Annotated in this window: 17 protein-coding genes; 7 read left to right on the top strand and 10 right to left on the bottom strand. The window is 65.5% G+C overall.

Annotation, left to right across the window (positions count from 1 at the left end; all coding sequences use genetic code 11):
• The 4 genes from ACIPK7_RS28660 to ACIPK7_RS28645 all read right to left on the bottom strand — a co-directional run.
• Positions 1–203, bottom strand: a 203-nt coding sequence (locus tag ACIPK7_RS28660; RefSeq protein WP_401091707.1) for a hypothetical protein, incomplete at its 3' end; no start/stop codon positions are given.
• Between the two features lie 113 nt (positions 204–316).
• The gene (locus ACIPK7_RS28655; protein ID WP_401091705.1) at positions 317–946 is read right to left on the bottom strand and encodes a helix-turn-helix domain-containing protein; all 630 of its coding nucleotides are present in this window, start codon (positions 944–946) and stop codon (positions 317–319) included.
• A gap of 3 nt (positions 947–949) precedes the next feature.
• Positions 950–1,111 carry a hypothetical protein gene (locus tag ACIPK7_RS28650; RefSeq protein ID WP_017519129.1) on the bottom strand — a complete coding sequence of 54 codons (162 nt, stop codon included), beginning with the start codon at positions 1,109–1,111 and terminating at the stop codon, positions 950–952.
• 113 nt (positions 1,112–1,224) lie between these two features.
• Complete coding sequence (locus tag ACIPK7_RS28645; RefSeq protein ID WP_401091703.1) at positions 1,225–1,398, bottom strand: hypothetical protein; 174 nt, start codon at positions 1,396–1,398, stop codon at positions 1,225–1,227.
• Positions 1,399–1,525: 127 nt separating this feature from the next.
• Between ACIPK7_RS28645 and ACIPK7_RS28640 the strand changes: the two genes are divergently transcribed.
• Positions 1,526–2,143, top strand: a complete 618-nt coding sequence (locus tag ACIPK7_RS28640) for a methylthioribulose 1-phosphate dehydratase (RefSeq protein ID WP_401091701.1) — start codon at positions 1,526–1,528, stop codon at positions 2,141–2,143.
• On the opposite strand, the gene ACIPK7_RS28635 is transcribed toward ACIPK7_RS28640, so the two are convergent.
• From ACIPK7_RS28635 to ACIPK7_RS28620, 4 genes are all read right to left on the bottom strand, one after another.
• A complete protein-coding gene (locus ACIPK7_RS28635; protein WP_401091699.1) occupies positions 2,140–3,609 on the bottom strand; it encodes a diguanylate cyclase in 1,470 nt (489 codons plus the stop codon). The two genes, ACIPK7_RS28640 and ACIPK7_RS28635, sit on opposite strands and share 4 nt — an antisense overlap.
• A 331-nt stretch (positions 3,610–3,940) precedes the next feature.
• Entirely contained in the window at positions 3,941–4,936 is a 996-nt protein-coding gene (locus tag ACIPK7_RS28630) for an AraC family transcriptional regulator ligand-binding domain-containing protein (RefSeq protein ID WP_401091697.1), read from the bottom strand.
• Between the two features lie 65 nt (positions 4,937–5,001).
• Positions 5,002–5,673, bottom strand: a complete 672-nt coding sequence (locus tag ACIPK7_RS28625; RefSeq protein WP_401091695.1) for a DUF3313 domain-containing protein — start codon at positions 5,671–5,673, stop codon at positions 5,002–5,004.
• Positions 5,674–5,754: 81 nt separating this feature from the next.
• Positions 5,755–7,116: an OmpP1/FadL family transporter gene (locus tag ACIPK7_RS28620; RefSeq protein ID WP_401091693.1), complete on the bottom strand. Its 1,362-nt coding sequence runs from the start codon at positions 7,114–7,116 to the stop codon at positions 5,755–5,757.
• A 344-nt stretch (positions 7,117–7,460) separates the two neighbouring features.
• Between ACIPK7_RS28620 and ACIPK7_RS28615 the strand changes: the two genes are divergently transcribed.
• On the top strand, positions 7,461–8,348 hold the full coding sequence (locus tag ACIPK7_RS28615) for a LysR substrate-binding domain-containing protein (protein WP_192435802.1): 888 nt from the start codon (positions 7,461–7,463) through the stop codon (positions 8,346–8,348).
• 218 nt (positions 8,349–8,566) lie between these two features.
• Positions 8,567–9,682: an agmatine deiminase gene (aguA, locus tag ACIPK7_RS28610; RefSeq protein WP_401091691.1), complete on the top strand. Its 1,116-nt coding sequence runs from the start codon at positions 8,567–8,569 to the stop codon at positions 9,680–9,682.
• Positions 9,683–9,734: 52 nt separating this feature from the next.
• Here aguA and ACIPK7_RS28605 read toward each other — a convergent pair whose 3' ends face one another.
• Positions 9,735–10,916: a GGDEF domain-containing protein gene (locus tag ACIPK7_RS28605; RefSeq protein ID WP_401091689.1), complete on the bottom strand. Its 1,182-nt coding sequence runs from the start codon at positions 10,914–10,916 to the stop codon at positions 9,735–9,737.
• Positions 10,917–11,131: 215 nt separating this feature from the next.
• Here ACIPK7_RS28605 and ACIPK7_RS28600 point away from each other — a divergent pair, with 215 nt between their 5' ends.
• Both ACIPK7_RS28600 and hemN read left to right on the top strand, forming a co-directional pair.
• The gene (locus ACIPK7_RS28600) at positions 11,132–11,395 is read left to right on the top strand and encodes a hypothetical protein (RefSeq protein WP_192435799.1); all 264 of its coding nucleotides are present in this window, start codon (positions 11,132–11,134) and stop codon (positions 11,393–11,395) included.
• A gap of 189 nt (positions 11,396–11,584) precedes the next feature.
• On the top strand, positions 11,585–12,982 hold the full coding sequence (hemN, locus tag ACIPK7_RS28595; RefSeq protein ID WP_401091687.1) for an oxygen-independent coproporphyrinogen III oxidase: 1,398 nt from the start codon (positions 11,585–11,587) through the stop codon (positions 12,980–12,982).
• Between the two features lie 57 nt (positions 12,983–13,039).
• On the opposite strand, the gene ACIPK7_RS28590 is transcribed toward hemN, so the two are convergent.
• Complete coding sequence (locus ACIPK7_RS28590; RefSeq protein ID WP_401091685.1) at positions 13,040–14,428, bottom strand: aldehyde dehydrogenase family protein; 1,389 nt, start codon at positions 14,426–14,428, stop codon at positions 13,040–13,042.
• A gap of 108 nt (positions 14,429–14,536) precedes the next feature.
• Here ACIPK7_RS28590 and ACIPK7_RS28585 point away from each other — a divergent pair, with 108 nt between their 5' ends.
• On the top strand, positions 14,537–15,421 hold the full coding sequence (locus ACIPK7_RS28585; RefSeq protein WP_192435796.1) for a putrescine utilization regulator PtrR: 885 nt from the start codon (positions 14,537–14,539) through the stop codon (positions 15,419–15,421).
• Positions 15,422–15,502: 81 nt separating this feature from the next.
• Positions 15,503–17,089 (top strand): response regulator, encoded by a 1,587-nt coding sequence (locus ACIPK7_RS28580; protein ID WP_225615049.1) that lies wholly within the window; start codon positions 15,503–15,505, stop codon positions 17,087–17,089.
• The last annotated feature ends 1 nt before the right edge of the window (position 17,090 follow it).

Genomic DNA, 17,090 nt, shown 5'->3' with positions numbered 1-17,090 from the left:
AGGCTGAAGCTGGCGTCCTTGCAAAGGAAGGTGTCGGCAGGCAGATCGCGGTGGGTACTGGTGAATTCGATGCGGTAGGTGAAGGGCTGGCTGAGCCCTTCTTCACCAGTGAAGGCCAGGACATCGAGCGGTGCGTCCACGTCCCTGACGCTGAGGGTATGACGGCTGTGATCGAAGAAGCGATGGGCGGCATCGATGAGCATGGCGGGCGTCCGTTCCAGAGGGACGCCCATCCCATCAGCTTGGCCGCAACAGGGCCATTCGGATGGGTCTCAAAGCGTTGTGCGATTGGTCGTCGGAAGCGCCTGCGAAGCTGTCAGTCCAACCGCTCCGCATAAGTCGTCACCAGGTACGCCACCGCCTCGCTGTCCGCCGGGTTGCGGTAGCTGTGCGGCTGGTCCGCATAGAACAGGATGGAGTCGCCGGTGCCGAGGAGGAAGCGTTCTTCGTTGACGCTGATTTCCAGCACGCCCTGGGCGACCACCAGATTTTCCTGGGTGCCGGGCGCGTGGCCGGTGGAGTGTTCGGTGGCCAGGCCCTTCAGGCGCAGTTCGTAGAATTCCACCTGACGCGAGACGTCGAAGGGGAACAGCGCGCGGCTGACGAAGGCGCCGTCGCCGCTGACCAGGCGTTTGCTGTCGCGCGCGGGTAGCACCGCCACGCCGTCGAAGGCGCGGTCGTCGAGGAAGGCGGCGACCGAAACCTTCAGGCCCTGGGCGATCTTGCTCAGCACCTTGATCGACGGCACGCTGCGGCCGGATTCGATCTGCGCCAGCATGGTGCGGCTCACGCCGCAGAGGCGGGCGAGGCCGTCGAGGGAAAGGTTGCGCTTGGCGCGTAGGCGCAGCAGGTTGCTGGCGACCCGTTCGCCGATAGGATCTTCACAAGTGCCGGGAGCTGCGTCGAACTCCACGGCCGGCAGCTCCGTGGAAAGCGACAGGCCCATGACTCAGGCCTCGCGGCGGCCGCTGTCGCGGCTCTGCTGGACGATCTGGAAGGCATCGTAGCCGGCGCGCTGGGCATACAGCATCCACATCAGCTCGGCTTGGCGGCGGGCCTGACGGCGCGTGCGGTGGCGGGCGAGGTCGATGATGTTGTCGGTGCGGTCCATGGCGGCTCCAGAAGGCTTGCAGACAAGCCGGTTGCGGTGAGTTGGGGTTACCTTATCCGTGATTCTGTTAGAACAAGAAATACTGAATTAGCATTTGGTAATTACTTATTAAGCTATAACGGACGCGAAGGAACATCCGCCTGAACCGCGACGGAAACCGCGTCCGGCGGCCAGAATTCCTGGTCGAACTTCTCCAGCAAGCCTGCCTCGGTGTCGTTCGGCCGCTCCAGCACCAGGTTGTTGGCGCGGCGGACCAGTTGCAGCAACTCGGGCTGGTCGTTCTGCACCTTGCCGAAGCGTTCTCGGACGGACGACGCATCTGCTGCGGGTTATGACCTCATGCGATTAAGGTATTTAGCTCGGCACGAAGCGCTGGATAGAGTGGCGGCCTCTTTTCCCAGCCTCGACTTCCCCATGACCGATACGCGCCAGCAACTTACCCGGCAGATCATTGATGCCGGCCGCTTCCTTTACAGTCGTGGCTGGTCGCCGGCCACCAGCAGCAATTATTCCGCACGTCTGGCGACAGACCGCGCGTTGCTCACCGTTTCCGGCAAGCACAAGGGCCAGCTTGGCGAGGACGATGTCCTGGAGACCGATCTCGCCGGCAACAGCCTGGAGCCAGGCAAGAAGCCCTCGGCGGAGACCCTGCTGCATACCCAGCTCTATGCGTGGCGCCCGGAGATCGGCGCGGTGCTGCATACCCATTCGGTGAACGCCACGGTGCTGTCGCGCCTGACCGTCGGCGACCGCCTGGAGCTGGAGGACTACGAGCTGCAGAAGGCCTTTGCCGGCGTCACCAGCCACGAAGGCCGCGTCACCGTGCCGATCTTCGACAACGATCAGGACATCGCTCGCCTGGCTACCCAGGTGCAGCCGTGGCTCGACGCCCATCCGGATTGCCCCGGCTATCTGATTCGCGGCCATGGCTTGTACACCTGGGGTGCGCACATGAGCGATGCGTTGCGCCAGGTGGAGGCTTTCGAATTTCTCTTCGAGTGCGAACTGAAGGTGCTGAGCGTGCGCGGCTAGGAGGCTTCGACTGCGGCGGAACGGAAGCTGACCACCCGGTTGCGTCCGCCATCCTTCGCCTGGTACAGCGCGCTGTCGGCGGATTGCAACAGTTCTGCCCAGTTGGCGGGGCTGAATTGCGAGGTGCTGGCCACGCCGATGCTCAGGGTGAGCACGCCCAGCGGGCCGTACTCGTGCGGCACGGCGAGGGCCTGCAGGCTGGCGCGGATCTGCTCGGCCAACTCCAGAGCGTTGGCTTCCCCACTGTCGCCCAGCAGCACGACGAACTCCTCCCCACCAAAACGCGCCGCGCAGTCGGCCGGGCGCCGCGTCCACTCGGCGATCACCCTTGCCACGGTCTTCAGCGCCGCGTCACCTGCAGGATGGCCGTAGTGGTCGTTGTAGGCCTTGAACTTGTCGATATCCATCAGCATTACGGCCAGCGCGGCGCCGCTTCGCTGGTAGCGCGACCACTCGTGGTTGGCACGCAGGTCGAAGGCGCGACGGTTGTTCAGGCCGGTCAGCGGGTCGGTGCTGGCAGCCTGCCGCAGTTCGGCTTCCTGGCGGTCGCGTTCGCGCATCTGGCGCAGGGCGAGCAGCGCGAGGCCAATGACCGCGCCGATCAGGGAAACGCCCAGCAGGCCGATCAGGCTGGCGCGCCAGTACCAGTCCTCGTAGATCTCGCGCGATGGCAGGGCGACGCTGAACACCAGCGGGTAGCCTTCCACCGGGCGAAAGTCGTGCCAACGCTCCTGCCCATCGCTGTTGGTATCGAAGAAGTTCTCCGCGCCGTTGCTGAGGTAGCGCTCGAAGGATTCGCCCAGTGTCGCGGCGGGCTCTGTGTCCGGCCAATGCGCCAGCAGGGTGCCGTCGCGCATGTGCAGGCTGACCGTACCGCCGTCGCCGAGGTTGAGGTCGCTGAACAGTTCGGTGAAGTAGGCCAGCTCCAGGTTGGCGCCGACTACCCCGGCGAAGCTGCCGTCCTCGCGTTCAAGGCGACGGCTCAGGGCGATGCTGTTGCGCGCGTTGCTGGAGTAGGGGATGTACGGGTGGCTGAGGTAGGCCGCGTCGCCCCGCGCTACGCGTAGCGCCTGGAAGTACTCGCGCCCGGAGAGGTCGATGCGCGCGGGAACTTCCTTGCCGAAGCTGTAGGTGGCGATACCGTCGGCGTTGGTCAGGAACACCGAGCCCATGCCACGGGTGGGCGCGGTGTAGGCCCGAAGCAGCAGGTTGCGCGTGTCCATGGACAGCCCACGAATCTCCGGCTGGGCGTGGGTGCGCACCACGGCTTGCAGCGTCATGTCGTAGAGGTCGAGGTTGCGCTGGATGTCGCGCTGCACCAGCAGGGCGATGTTGTGGCCATTGGCGCTGGCGACTTCCAGGGCGTCGTGGCGCATTTCCAGGATGGCCCAGGTCGACAGGGCGCCGATGGCGCCGGTCAGGCCAAGGCTTGCGAGAAGGACGGTGCTCGAACGGCGGATCGGCATGCCGGTATCCATACAAGGGCACAAGTGGGGCAACTGCACATCGGTGCGTGCCTCAAGGCATATAGCAGCAATCGGCCGGGTTGTCCGGTATTCCCCGGTAGGAAGGCGTGGGCTTCTCCTGCAGGTGTTCTCCGATAGGCGGGCAAAAAAAATGCTGCCTGGAACAGGCAGCATTCATGGGTCACGCACCTTTGGTGACTGGCTTCAGTCTGCCGGCGCGAGATTAAGATTTGATGAAGGCTCGGTTCCCAGTCTGTGGCAAGCACGGTCTGCAGGATGTTGGGCGGTCGATATGGAAGTTGCCGGATTCTTTCAGGTGCGCCGGCGGTGATCAGTGCTTCAGCGCGCGACGATGCTCGATGGGCGCCATGCCGAACCAACGGTGGTGTGCGCGGCAGAACGAGGTGGTGCGGCGGTAGCCCAGCTCCTGGGCGATCCGCGCGATGGGCAGGTCGGACTGGCCGAGCAGCTGTTCTGCGCGCCGGCGGCGGATCTGGTCGACGTGTTCTTCGAAGTCGATGCCGTCGTTGGCCAGCCGTCGCTGCAGGGTACGCGGGTGCAGGTCGAGCAGTTGCGCGACTTGCTCCAGGTTGCAGCGCTGCCGGGGCAACAGGGCATGGATGTGGCGTTCGACCTCGAAGCCGAGTTTCTCGTCCGCGCCCGAATGTGCTTCCAGATAGAACTTCACGATGGCGTGCAGCGTGGCGTCGTGGCGTACGCAGGGGCGCTGCAGGTCGCGCTGGGAGATCGCCAGGGCGTTGTATTCCTGGCCGAACAGCACCGGGCAGCCGAAGTAACGCCGGTACACCGCCAGTTCGGCTTGCGGTTGGTGGCGCAGCAGCACGGTGGTGGGCCGGAACGGCGTGCCGAGCAATTCGGTCATCATCAGTTGGCCGTGCAGCAGGGACTTCTCGACGATCTGCGGGATATCTTCGATGCAAGGCAACGCGTTGTCGAAGCGGAGCAGAGTGCAATCGTTTCGGCGTTCGAGGTGGAAGAGGATCGAGGGACTGTAGACGCGCATGTAGCGCACCACCGCTGCCAGCCCTTCACCGGCAGTGGGTGCGGTCTGCGCCAAGTGCTGCAGGGGGCCGAGCAGGGTGGACTTCTGCCGGCTCGCCAGTTCCAGGCCGAGCTCCGGCATGGCCAGTGAGCGGGCGCTGCCTTCGAAGATTTGCACCAGGCTCCGGTAGGAGAACTTCTTCTCGTAGTCGCCGACTATGTTCAGGTCGATGCGATGCGGCGTGAGGTGAGCGCGCAGCGAGGCGTTGCGCTCGGCGAGCAGTTCGCCGAACTGGAGGAAAGCGGTGCCGCGAACGGTGTCCATGGGGGCTTCCAGACCTGCGGGGAAACGACGGGCCAACGCTGAGTCGCGCCGGCCCGCTGTGGGTGTTACTTGCGTTTCAGCTGTTCGTAGGACTTGAGCATGTCCTGTGCCCAGCCATCGAGCACGGCCTTGGCGTCGTTGGCACTCATGATCTGGGAGGAGTTCTCCAGCTCGGTGCCGGCACCCTTGCGCACGACCTGGGCGACCACCTTGCCGTCGCTGCCGTCGAGGAAGGCCGCTTCGGTGGCGATGCTGGTGTCCTGGTCGCGGATGCCGGTGGCGGTGCTGACGCCGGCGGCGATCAGGGCGATCGGGATCACCTCGTAGGGTTGCAGGCCCTTGGTCTCGGCGCTGACGGCGGTGATCGCCGGGCGCACGATCAGCACGCCCGGGCCGGGGCCGGTGGCCAGCGGCAGGGCCTTGGAGAATTGCGTCTGCAGCGCCTGGTCGTAGTACTTGGTGATGCCGTCCAGGGTGCTCTGCGGGATCTTCTCGCTGGGCTGCGGCCGCGGGTAGAGCTGGCTCGGCTCGACGTAGACGCTGGTGAACTGGCTGACGTCGATGCCGGGTTTGATCCAGCGCATCACCGGTGCGCCGGAGGGCGATTTCTCTTCCTTGAGTACGCTGTAGTCCTTGAGGAAGCCTGAGTAGTTCTCCGGCTCCACGTACTTGCTGGCGCAGCCGGAGAGGGTGAGGGTGGCCACGCACAGCGGCAGGGCCAGGAATTTCAGGTTCATTGCAGTGCTCCTTATGGATATTTCTTGTCGAAGGTGTCGTATCGCAGTGTCAGGGCCGCGCTCTTGTCGTCGCGTAGGCCGTCAGAAACGCCAGGTCGCACCGCCGCCGATGATGTGCAGGGCGGCGTTGTTGTAAGTGCCGGAAAGGGTTTCGCCGGAGCGTGACTTGGTTTGCTCGACGTCCATGTCGCCGAGCCAGACGAGGGTGTAGGCCAGGTGCAGGTCGAGGCCTTCTTCGACCTGGTAGTTGATCCCGGTCGCCAGGCGCCAGGTCTCGGCCATGGGGTTGTCCACGGTGCGGTCCTTGTCGTCCACGGCCGAGCTGTCGTAGCCCAGGCCAACGCTCCAGCGCAGCTGCCGGGTGGCCTGGTACTGGGTGCCGATGGAGGCGTGCCAGGTGTCCTTGTATTGGCGGTCGACGGTGCGGTCGACGCCGCCGGCGTTGGCGTCGACGTCCACGCCTATCTCGCCGAACTCGCTCCAGTCCTGCCAACCCAGGCTGCCCAGCAGCTTCCATTGCGGATCGAGCTGGTGGGCGATGCTCAGGGTCGCCGTCTGCGGGATGTTCACGTCCAGTTCCAGCGAACTGACGTCCAGGCGGTTGAGCGCGGCATTGATGATCGGGTTGCTGATCTTGCTCACGTCGGGGCTGTCTTCGAATTCCAGCTTGACCTTGCTGGTGTAGGCGAAACCGATCTGGGTGCGCTCGCTCAGGTCGTAGAGCAGGCCCAGGTTGACCCCGACACCGACATCGGTGTCCTTGTATTCCAGCTGGCCGTCGGGGTTGTCGCGCAGGCCCAGCAGGTTGTTGTTGATGGCCATCTCGGTGCGGTAGTAGCCGTAGACGATGCGCGGGCCGATGCCGACGGTGAGGTCGTCGGTGAACTTGTGCGCGATGGTCGGCTGGAAGGACACGCCGATGATCGCCGTTTCCTGGCTGAAGTAGCGGCCGGCCCAGTCGTCGTCGTAGTTCAGCGCCAGGCCAAAGTTGCCGTACATGCCGAAGCCGATGGCCGAGCGGTCGTCGACCTGGTGGCTGACGAAGAAACTGGCGCTGGGCAGCCACTCCAGGGCGTTGCCGCCTTCGTTGCCGTCGAACTGATTGTTGTCGTCACGGGAGAAACGCAGGTCGCCGAGGATGACCTGGGCGTTGGCGCTGATCTGCGTACCTTTGAGCTTCGCGATACCCGCGGGGTTGCTCATCAGTACGCTGGGGTCGCTGGCCAGGGCGGCGGAACCGGCATTGGCCAGGCCCATGCCTTCCTGCCCGGCCTCGTAGATCATGATGCCGCCCGCGGAGACGGGGCCGGAGAACAGGATACAAAGCGATGTGGTAATGGAGGCGCTGATAGCCTTTGCGGCGCCTGTGCAGTCTCTGGTCATCGAGCGTCCCCTGCTGGTCCCTGACTGGCTCTCGCGTCGCGCTGGCGGCGTGAAAGGCATTCGCTCCGAATGCGCTCTGGAGACGTTGAGCCTACTCCCTGTAGGGAAGCCGGTTGTGAGAAAGAGCCTAGATAGCGATCCGGGATATGCAACTCAGGTTTTGCTTCAAGGCGCGATAGATGTGCAGGAGACGACACAAACGACGGCATAAAGAGTATCCAATTGTCCGGCGTGCCAATTTGCCCGCCACCTGCTGACTGCGCTCCTGCGAAGTGGTGCTAGCCTCGCGCGGGTGGCGGCTGTCGCGAAATGAGTGATGCCCCTGCAGCAACGCCCTGGCTTGCGCTGGGCGCGGTGCCTCGTTCAGCATGCCGGCCGCCATTCTTCGAAAAGAACTGCCGCCCATGCGCCGCCTGCCTTCGCTCACCGCCTTGCGCACCTTCGAATCCGCCGCCCGCCACGCGCACTTCGGCCGCGCCGCCGCCGAGCTGTGCGTCACCGACAGCGCGGTCAGCCACCAGATTCGCCAGCTTGAAGAGCAGTTGGGGGCGACGCTGTTCGAGCGTCAGGGTCGCCAGGTGCAGCCCACTCCCCAGGCGCGGCGCCTTTTGCGCAGCCTGCAGCAGGCCTTCGAGCTGATCGGTACGGCGTGCGATGAGTTGCGCGATCCAGGTTCCCAGGCGCAGCTGCATATCGCGGTGACGGTGGAGCTGGCGCAGAAGTGGCTGGTGGGCCGGCTGGCGGATTTCGCCGAGCGCTGTCCGGAAATCGTCCTTCATCTGCATGAACAGCCGCTGGAAGCGTCGGGGCCTGCCGCCGAGATCGACCTGGCGATCACCTACGGCACCGGCCCGGCGGATGCCAGCACCTACTTCGTGCGGCCGTTGCCGACCCTGCAGTTCTTCCCGGTCTGCAGCCCCGGCCTGTTCAACCAGTCGCCGCTCAAGCACCCGCGCGACCTGGCGCGCCACTGCCTGCTGCATGACGACCAGGACGGCAAGTCCTGGACCGCCTGGCTGACCACCCACGCCAGCGACATCCGCCCGAGCCGCCATGTCTACCTTGGCCACGCCGGGCTGACCATGGAAGCGGCGGTGCGCGGGCAGGGCGTGGCCATCGGCGACAACCTCACCAGCGCTGAGGACCTGGCGAGCGGCCGGCTGGTGCGCCCGTTCGCCGCGCAGATCACCTCCCTGGGGCAGTACGCGCTGGTATGCGAGCGTCTGCGCATGGAGAAGCCGGCAGTGGCGGATTTCATCGAATGGATGACCGACCAGCTCAGCGACATGTGATGTCGGGTTAACTCTTGCGGGGTGCAAGTGAATCCGGAGTTCCCCTGTGGGAGCTCTCCATGGGCGCGATCGCGGGCATGGCCGGTTCCTGGCGCTCATCATTCATCTGCCTAAATGATGAATTCAATTCAGCTATTTCGCTAAATTCATCAATGGTTCTCTCCGCGGCGAGCCGGCAACCTTGAGGCATCCCAGCCCCTGATTCCGGAGCACCGCCGATGTCCCGCACCCACTCGACAATGCCCAAGGCCGACGGCTTCCGCCTGCCCGGCGAATTCGAACCCAAGGCCCGCTGCTGGCTCGGCTGGCCCGAGCGCACGGACGTCTGGCGCAACGGTGGCAAGCCGGCGCAGAAGATCTGGGTCGAGGTGGTCAGCGCCATCGCCAGCAGCGAGCCGGTAACCGTCTGTGCCTCCGCCGCGCAGTACGCCAACGCCCGGCGCATGCTCCCGGGGAATGTGCGCGTGGTGGAAATGACCTGCAACGACACCTGGTTCCGCGACAGCGGCCCGGCTTTCCTGGTCAATGACGCCACCGGCGAGATGCGCGGGGTGGACTTCCAGTTCAACGCCTACGGCGGACTCGATGGCGGCCTTTATTATCCCTGGGACAAGGACGACCAGATCGCGCAGAAGATCCTCGAGATTGAAGGCTTCGACCGTTATCGCGCGTCGATCATCGCCGAGATGGGCAGCATCCGAAGTGACGGCCAGGGCACCCTGCTGACCACCGAACAATGCTTGCTCAACCGCAACCGCAATGCCCACCTGGGCAAGGAAGAGGTCACCCGCCGGCTCTGCGACTATCTGGGCGCCGAACAGGTGATCTGGCTGCCGCGTGGCTGCAAGTTCGACGAAACCGACGGCCACGTCGATGATCTGGCCTGCTTCGTGCGGCCGGGCGTGGTGGTGATGCAGTGGACGGACGACCGCAGCGACCCGCAGTGGGAAATCTACCAGGAGGCCTACGACGTGCTGCGCAGCGCCCGCGATGCCCGTGGCAATGCGCTGCAGGTGCACAAGCTGCCGCAGCCGCAGGTGCTGGAGTGGACGTCTGCCGAGGCCGAGGGCCTGGACCAGGTCGACGGTAGCTTCGACCGCCAGGAGGGGACGAAGATCTGCGCCTCCTACATCAACTTCTACACCGGCAACTCGGCCATCGTGATGCCGTTCTTCAACGACCCCCACGACCGCATCGCTCAGGGCGTGCTGGCCGAACTGTTCCCGGACAAGCGCGTGATCGGCATCGACAACTCGCGGGAAATCCTTCTGGGCGGCGGTAACATCGGCTGCATCACCATGCCCCAGTACGCTGCGCCCGCGCGCCACACCTGATGTCCTCACACGGCCCGCCTTGCGCGGGCCGCGTTGCTCGTGTCAGCTCGAATCAGCCCAAGCGCAACGGGTCGCCCCCGGCCACCGTGCGGTCCATCAGGCGGATGCTGTCGCGGCCGCCACGCTTGGATTCGTAGAGCGTAGCGTCGCCTTGCTCGATCAGCGCGGCGAGGCTGGTCGGTGGTTGGTCGAACAGGTTGGCGCCGATGCTCAGAGTCACTGGCTGCGTTGTGGCGAAGTTATGCGTGGCGGTCTTGTGGAACTGCTCGCGCAGCTTGTCGGCGAGCTCCATCACCTGTTCGCCGTTGACGTTGCTCAGCAGGATGACGAACTCGTCACCGCCCAGGCGAGCCGCCACAGCCCGCTCGGGCAATGCGGCGCGGATCATCTCGCTGAGCGCCACCAGCAGGCGGTCACCGGCGGTATGCCCGTGCAGGTCGTTGACCTGCTTGAAATTGTCGATGTCGATCAGCAGCAGCGCGCCGGGGCGTTCCGCAGAAATCTCCTCGAACACGCGGGGCGCACGGACTTCCAGGGCGCGGCGGTTGTACAGCGCAGTCAGCGGGTCACGCGCGGCCAGCCGTGCGATGCGCTTCTCGCGGCGATAGCGCTCGGTGCCGGTCATCGACAGGGCGATCAGCATGATCGCCATGGCTCCCTCGACCAGAGAAATCTGGATGATCTCGCCCCGGAAGGCGGCCAGGTCGATCAGCGTACCGGGGATGATCACCGTCGCACCCTTGGCCAGGTAGAAGGCGCCGTGCACGAGCATTACGTAGCGCAACTGCACCGCGCCCACGCTCAGGGACTTGCCGTGGGGCCGCAGCAGGTAGCTGGCACGCAGGGAGAGCACGGCGACCAGCCAGGAGTTGGCCAGCAGCATGAGCTTGGACCACAGTGGGCCGCCGTCGGGCACCACGAGCAGCGCTATCCAGGTGAGCGGCACGAGCAGCCAGCCCCGCGACAAGCGCGCCTCGGTGAACTTCGCCACCCCGCTGAGGAAGAACCAGTGGGCCAGTAGCAGCAGGCCATTGGCGAACCAGATGCCCACCAGCAGGTAGCCGCTCATGCGTAGCAGGGCAAGTGTGGAGCCGATGGTGATGGTGGCGAAGCCGGCGCTCCAGTAAAGCAGCGAGCGTTCGCGCACGCTCCGCCACTCGATGGCCAGGTACAGCGCTGCGGCCGCCGCGAGGGCGACCGAGATAGTCAACATGGTGGGTGGATCGAGCGCCATTTTCGAGAACCGTGCTGCCCTTGCGGCAAACTGTGATTGTAAGCGCCCTTGCTGGATTTCCGGTATGCCAGCCGGGCGCTCCCGGTCGGGTTTACAGCGGTCCCGGTGAGTCTGGGAAGCGCTTCTTCTGCTTTTGTCCGATTGCCGAAGCGGCCAGTGGCCATCAGACTGCATGGTTCATGAGTATTCGCAGTGGGGCTGGGAGGCCCGAATCTATGGAAAAGCCATCGCGCCGGCGCTGGAGTCCGTTCTGGGTGCTGATCGTCGCCGCCAGCTATCTGATTGCCATCCTGTTCACCGTGGCCCTGGCGGGTCTGGGCTGGATTCTCTTTTCCGGTGGCCTGGACCTGACCGTGGTAAAGGAACGACGCTACCTGCTGCTGGGAAGTGGCGGCCTGATACTGGCGATATCGGCCTACATCCTGCTGATGTCGATCCCCACGAGCTTGCTCTCCACCGTGCGTCGCCAGCGCCCCTGATTGCCTGGCTCAAGGCGGACCCAGCACGGCGCCACGCCGCTCGTGCGTCGGCAACCGGTGTGCGAGCTTGAAGATTTTTCCTGCGCGGCAGATCTTTCTTGATCCTGCGCAGGAGGCGCGTAGCTTGAGCGGAGTATCGTGCGGCGGCGACTCGCAGCGACAGACTGCAGCGCTTCAGGAGTCCGTGTCATGCCCGAATCGATGAGTTTCAACCGCGCGCTGGTGGAAAAATATGACCGTCCCGGCCCGCGCTACACCTCCTATCCCACTGCACCGCAGTTCCATGGCGCGTTCGCCGCCGACGACTACCGCGCGGCCGCTCGGCGCAGCAACCATCCCGGCGACGGGAGCGCGGCCAAGCCGCTCTCGGTGTACATCCATATCCCGTTCTGCAAGAGCCTCTGCTACTACTGCGCCTGCAACAAAATCATCACCCAGAAGACCCACCGCGCCGTGGAGTACCTGGACTACCTCAAGCGCGAGATCGCCATGCAGGCCGACCTGTTCGACGGCACCCGCAAGCTCACCCAGCTGCACCTGGGCGGCGGTACGCCGACCTACCTCACCAGCGAGCAGCTCGGCGAGGTGATGGACAGCCTGCGCGAGCATTTCAACCTCGACGAAAGCGATGCCCACGAGTTCTCCATCGAAGTCGACCCGCGCACCATCAGCCGCGAGCGCATCGCCGAGCTGCGCGCCCAGGGTTTCAACCGCCTGAGCTTCGGCGTGCAGGATTTCGACGAGCAGGTGCAGGAAGCGGTCAACCGCGTCCAGAGCGAGCAGCAGGTTTTCGACCTGGTCGCGGCGGCGCGCGAGGCGAAGTTCAAGTCGGTCTCCGTGGACCTGATCTATGGCCTGCCGCTGCAGACCGTAGCGAGCTTCGACACCACCCTCAGCAAGATCATCGACCTGCGCCCCGATCGCATCGCCGCCTACAGCTACGCCCACCTGCCCGAGCGGGTGCGCGCGCAGCGACTGATCCGTCGCGAAGACATGCCGCCGCCGGAGCGCAAGCTGGAGTTGCTGGAGCTGACCATCCAGCGGTTGACCGAGGCGGGCTACGTCTATATCGGCATGGACCACTTCTCCCTGCCTGATGACGAACTCACCGTGGCCCGCAGCAACGGCACCCTGCAGCGCAATTTCCAGGGTTATTCGACCCACGCCGACTGCGACCTGATCGCCCTGGGCGTGTCGTCCATCAGCAAGGTCGGCGACACCTACGGGCAGAATGTGAAGGAACTGTCGCAGTACTACGCGCGGCTCGACGAAGGCCTGCTGCCGGTGCACAAGGGCTATCGCCTGACCGACGACGACTGCCTGCGTCGCGAAGTGATCAGCGCGCTGATGTGCCATGGCCGCGTGGACTACACGCCGCTGGAAGAGCGCCACGGCGTTCGCTTCGGCGAGTACTTTGAGGGAGCGCTGCGACAGTTGCAGGAGCAGGCCGGCGACGGTCTGATCGAGCTGCATGACGACGCACTGGTGCTGCTGCCCCAGGGCCAGCTGATGATGCGCAGTGTGGCGATGGCTTTCGACGCCTACCTGAGCGGCGGGCAGCAGGAGCGCTTCTCCCGCACCATCTGACGCTGGCGACCGATGCGCAAAGGCCCACCTCGAGGTGGGCCTTTGCATTTTCAGCGCTTAGCGACGGTCGACCCACACGGTCTGTGCGTTGCAGAACTCACGCACGCCGAAGTGCGACAGCTCGCGACCGAAACCGCTCTTCTTCACGCCGCCGAAACCAACGCGGGCATCGCTGGCACTGTAGCCGTTGATGAACACGCCACCGACGTCCAGTTCGGCGCTCATCTGCCGGGCGCGGGCGAGGTCGGCGGTAAACACCGTGGCGGTCAGGCCGAAGTCGCTGTCGTTGGCCAGCTCCAGCGCGTGGCGCGCGTCCCTGGCGCGGATGATCGAGGCCACCGGGCCGAACAGCTCTTCGCGGAATGAGGTCATCTCCGGCGTTACGTCCGCCAGCACGGTGGGCTGGTAGAAGTTGCCCACGCCGTCGACCTTGCCGCCGCCCAGCAGCAGGGTCGCGCCTTCGGCCAGGGTGCGCTGGACCTGGTCGTCCAGCTCATCGCGCAGGTCGTAGCGGGCCATGGGGCCGATGTAGGTCTGCGCCTGGGTCGGGTCGCCCATCAGCAGTTCGCGGGTGGCGGCGACGAAGCGCTCAGTGAAGACGTCGGCGATGCTGTCTTCGATGATGAAGCGCTTGGCGGCGGCGCAGACCTGCCCGGAGTTCTGGAAGCGTCCGGCGACGGCGGCCTGCACGGCGACGTCGAGGTCGGCATCGGCCAGCACGATGAAGGCGTCCGAGCCGCCCAGTTCCAGCACGCACTTCTTCAGCGCAGCGCCTGCCTGGGAACCGATGGCGGAGCCGGCGCGCACGCTGCCGGTCACGGTGACGGCGGCGATGCGATCGTCGCGGATGGCCTGGGACACCAGGTCGTTACCGATGTTGATCACTTCGAAAACGCCGGCCGGGAAGTCCGCCTGCTGGAACGCCTGCAACATCCCGTAGGCGCTGCCCATGACGTTCGGCGCGTGCTTGAGCACATAGGTATTGCCCGCCAGCAGCGCCGGCACCGCGCCGCGCAGCACCTGCCAGATCGGGAAGTTCCACGGCATAACCGCGAGGATTGGGCCCAGCGGGCGGTATTCGATCCAGGCGCGCTCGTGCTCCACGCTGGTCGGCTCCGGGGCGAGCATCTGCGGGCCGTTGGCGGCATACCAGTCGCACAGGCCGGCGCACTTTTCCACTTCGCCACGGGCTTGGGTGATGGGCTTGCCCATCTCGGCGGTGATGGTGGCGGCAAGTGCATCGGCGTTGGCGCGCAGCGCCTGGCCGAGGCGTACCAGGGCGGCGGCGCGCTGCTCCAGCGGGGTGCGCTTCCAGGTCGTATAGCCTTGGGCCGCGCGGGCCAGGGACTGCTCCAGCGCCTGCGCGGATTCGAAGGCGTAGCTGTCGATCACCTCGCCGGTGGCCGGGTTGCGGGAGATCGCGTGGGTCTGCGGGGAGATGCTCATGGCTCGCTCCTGGAGGTTGGGTTACAGGATGTGGAGCCAGTGTCGCGTTGAATCATGCTTATGAAAACTGAATAATAATGACGATTACGCTCTCGTTTGGAGAATGAAATGGACCTCGTCCAGCTGGAAATCTTCTGCGCCGTGGCGGCCCACAAGAGTATCGCTGCCGCCGCCCAGGCCATGCACCGCGTGCCGTCCAACCTCACCACGCGGATCAAGCAGCTGGAGGCGGACCTGGGCGCCGACCTGTTCATCCGCGAGAACAACCGCCTGCGCCTGTCCCTCGCCGGGCATGACTTCCTCGTCTATGCCACGCGCATCCTCGGCCTGGTGGAAGAGGCGCGGGTGGTGGTGTCGGGCAAGGAGCCCACCGGGCGCTTCCCCATTGGCTCGCTGGAGAGCACGGCGGCGGTGCGCATCCCGCGCCTGCTGGCGCGCTACCACCAGCAGTACCCGAAGGTGGAACTGGACCTGTCAACCGGCCCGTCGGGCGACATGATCGATGGGGTGATCGCCGGCGAGCTGATCGCCGCCTTCGTCGACGGGCCGATCAGGCACCCCGCGCTGGAGGGCGTGCCGGTGTTCGACGAGGACATGCTGGTGGTCGCGCCCTCGCACCACGCTCCGATCCAGCGCGGCCAGGATGCCGACGGCGAGATGATCTACGTGTTCCGCGACAACTGCTCCTACCGCCACCATTTCGAGCGCTGGTTCGCAGCCGACGGCGCGGCCCCCGGCGCCATCCGCGAGTTGGAGTCCTACCACAGCATGCTTGCCTGCGTGAGCGCCGGCGGCGGCCTGGCGGTGATGCCGCGCAGCATGCTGAGCAACATGCCCGGCAGTGCCTCGGTCAGCGCCTGGCCCATGGCGGGGGAGTTTGCCCGGTTGAACACCTGGCTGATCTGGCGCAGCGACTCGCGCTCGCGTTCGCTGGAGCTGTTCCGCCAACTAGTGGACGAGCAGGCTGCGGCGCTGGACATGGCAGGGAGCTGATCTGCTCGATAACCGCGCTGCACAGATGGTCGGTGGTGCCTATGCTGTTGCGGACTGAAACCGGCTCGGGGCAGGGTAGCTATGGCCAGGGTTTTGCTCGCGGATGCGACACCGATTGTGCGCGATGCCTTGCGCACGTTGCTGGAGGAAATGGGTCACGAGGTGGCGGGGGAGTCGGTCGATGTGCCCACGGCATTGAGCCTGGCACGGGAAAACCGGCCGGACCTGGTGATCCTTGAACTGAGCCTGCCGGGGGCCGGCGGGCTCGATCTGCTGCGCCGCCTGCGCGCGCGGGATGCGCGACAGAAGGTGCTGGTCTACAGCCGGCAGAACCCGGCGCACTTCGCCCCGCTGTGCTTCCAGGCCGGCGCCAGCGGCTTCGTCAGCAAGAGCGAGGATACTGCGCTGCTGCGCAAGGCCATCGCCGATGTGCTGGCTGGACGCGGCCACTTCGCCCGCGAGCACATGCAGTCCGGTCCCGGGGATGTGCTGGGCAGTCTTACCCCGCGCGAGCTGTCGGTGCTGCAGCTTATCGCCGAAGGGCAGTCGAACGTGCGCATTGCCGAGCAGCTGCGCATCAGCTTCAAGACGGTCAGCACCTACAAGGCGCACCTGCTGGAAAAGCTGCGTGTTCGCTCCAGCGTCGAACTGGCGGAGATCGCCCGGCGCAACGGCCTGGTGGCCGGCTTCCCATCCGGCGCGGCGGTGGCCGAGCCGCTGCCGGCCGAGATCGGCATGCTGCGCGAGCTGGTGGATGCTGCGCCCAATCCGATGTACGTGCGCGGCGTCGACGGTCGCCTGCTGTTCTGCAACCAGCGATTCCTTGACTACCACCAGGTCAGCGCGGATGAGGCCCTGGGGACGCGTCTGGAAGACAGCCCTTGGTTGCCGCGGCAATACCGCGACTCCCTGCCCGGGAAATTTTCCAACCTCGTCGAGAAAGGTGAGCCGGTTTCGTCCACCCTGCGAATCGACTTTTCCGGCAGGAACCGCGTGGTCCACGCCTGGATGGTGCCTTGCCGTGATAGCAGCGGGCAGCCCAGGGGTGTCCTCGGCGGCTTGCAGGACGTTACCGACAGCGAGAGCGAGTTGCTCGAATGGCGGGATCGCGCCCTGGCCGCCGAAGCGCAACTGCATCGCCTCCGCGAGATCAGCACGGTGGCGCTGGAGGAGTTGACCGCGCGCCTGGCGGGCCTCGAACTGCACCCGGCGACACCGGGTCTGGCTGGCGTCTTCGAAGCGCTGCGCAGGCTTCGCAGCACCAGCAATCCGCGCGAGGATCATCCTGCGCCGGCGCTGCGCCCGTGCGATCCGGCGTCAGTCATCGAGTCCTGCCTGGCGGCGTATCCCGGCTGCCGCTTCGATAACAGCAATCTGCAGCCGATGCATGGCTGGCTGGATGCCGAGCTGTTCGCCCAGTGGCTGAGCGGCGTGCTGGAGCTGTTGGGCGAGCCTCAGGAGATCACGCTCGCGGCTCGGGCGGTGCAGCAAGGACAGCTGCTGGTGCGATTGGAGCTGCGGGGTATGGGGGGAGCGCACAGCCTCATTCTCCAGCAGTACGTGCGGCGCCTGGCGCAGCGACTGAATGCGCGCATGGGCATCGAGCGCAGCGCTGAGTGCATGGCCGTCGACCTGGAGCTGGAACTGGCGCTGGCGGCGCTCTCCTGAC

The organism is Pseudomonas sp. NPDC086581 (assembly GCF_044746165.1).
Lineage (GTDB): Bacteria > Pseudomonadota > Gammaproteobacteria > Pseudomonadales > Pseudomonadaceae > Pseudomonas.
This window is presented reverse-complemented; position numbering and strand designations above follow the sequence as displayed.

Excerpts from the sequence above, each read along its gene's own strand:
- ACIPK7_RS28625 (WP_401091695.1), bottom strand. The coding sequence starts at position 5,673 with ATGAACCTGAAATTCCTGGCCCTGCCGCTGTGCGTGGCCACCCTCACC.
- ACIPK7_RS28630 (WP_401091697.1), bottom strand. The coding sequence starts at position 4,936 with ATGGACACCGTTCGCGGCACCGCTTTCCTCCAGTTCGGCGAACTGCTC.
- ACIPK7_RS28650 (WP_017519129.1), bottom strand. The coding sequence starts at position 1,111 with ATGGACCGCACCGACAACATCATCGACCTCGCCCGCCACCGCACGCGC.
- ACIPK7_RS28655 (WP_401091705.1), bottom strand. The coding sequence starts at position 946 with ATGGGCCTGTCGCTTTCCACGGAGCTGCCGGCCGTGGAGTTCGACGCA.
- ACIPK7_RS28640 (WP_401091701.1), top strand. The coding sequence starts at position 1,526 with ATGACCGATACGCGCCAGCAACTTACCCGGCAGATCATTGATGCCGGC.
- ACIPK7_RS28600 (WP_192435799.1), top strand. The coding sequence starts at position 11,132 with ATGGAAAAGCCATCGCGCCGGCGCTGGAGTCCGTTCTGGGTGCTGATC.
- aguA (WP_401091691.1), top strand. The coding sequence starts at position 8,567 with ATGTCCCGCACCCACTCGACAATGCCCAAGGCCGACGGCTTCCGCCTG.
- ACIPK7_RS28620 (WP_401091693.1), bottom strand. The coding sequence starts at position 7,116 with ATGCCTTTCACGCCGCCAGCGCGACGCGAGAGCCAGTCAGGGACCAGC.
- ACIPK7_RS28580 (WP_225615049.1), top strand. The coding sequence starts at position 15,503 with ATGGCCAGGGTTTTGCTCGCGGATGCGACACCGATTGTGCGCGATGCC.
- ACIPK7_RS28615 (WP_192435802.1), top strand. The coding sequence starts at position 7,461 with ATGCGCCGCCTGCCTTCGCTCACCGCCTTGCGCACCTTCGAATCCGCC.
- hemN (WP_401091687.1), top strand. The coding sequence starts at position 11,585 with ATGCCCGAATCGATGAGTTTCAACCGCGCGCTGGTGGAAAAATATGAC.
- ACIPK7_RS28585 (WP_192435796.1), top strand. The coding sequence starts at position 14,537 with ATGGACCTCGTCCAGCTGGAAATCTTCTGCGCCGTGGCGGCCCACAAG.
- ACIPK7_RS28635 (WP_401091699.1), bottom strand. The coding sequence starts at position 3,609 with ATGCCGATCCGCCGTTCGAGCACCGTCCTTCTCGCAAGCCTTGGCCTG.
- ACIPK7_RS28590 (WP_401091685.1), bottom strand. The coding sequence starts at position 14,428 with ATGAGCATCTCCCCGCAGACCCACGCGATCTCCCGCAACCCGGCCACC.
- ACIPK7_RS28605 (WP_401091689.1), bottom strand. The coding sequence starts at position 10,916 with ATGGCGCTCGATCCACCCACCATGTTGACTATCTCGGTCGCCCTCGCG.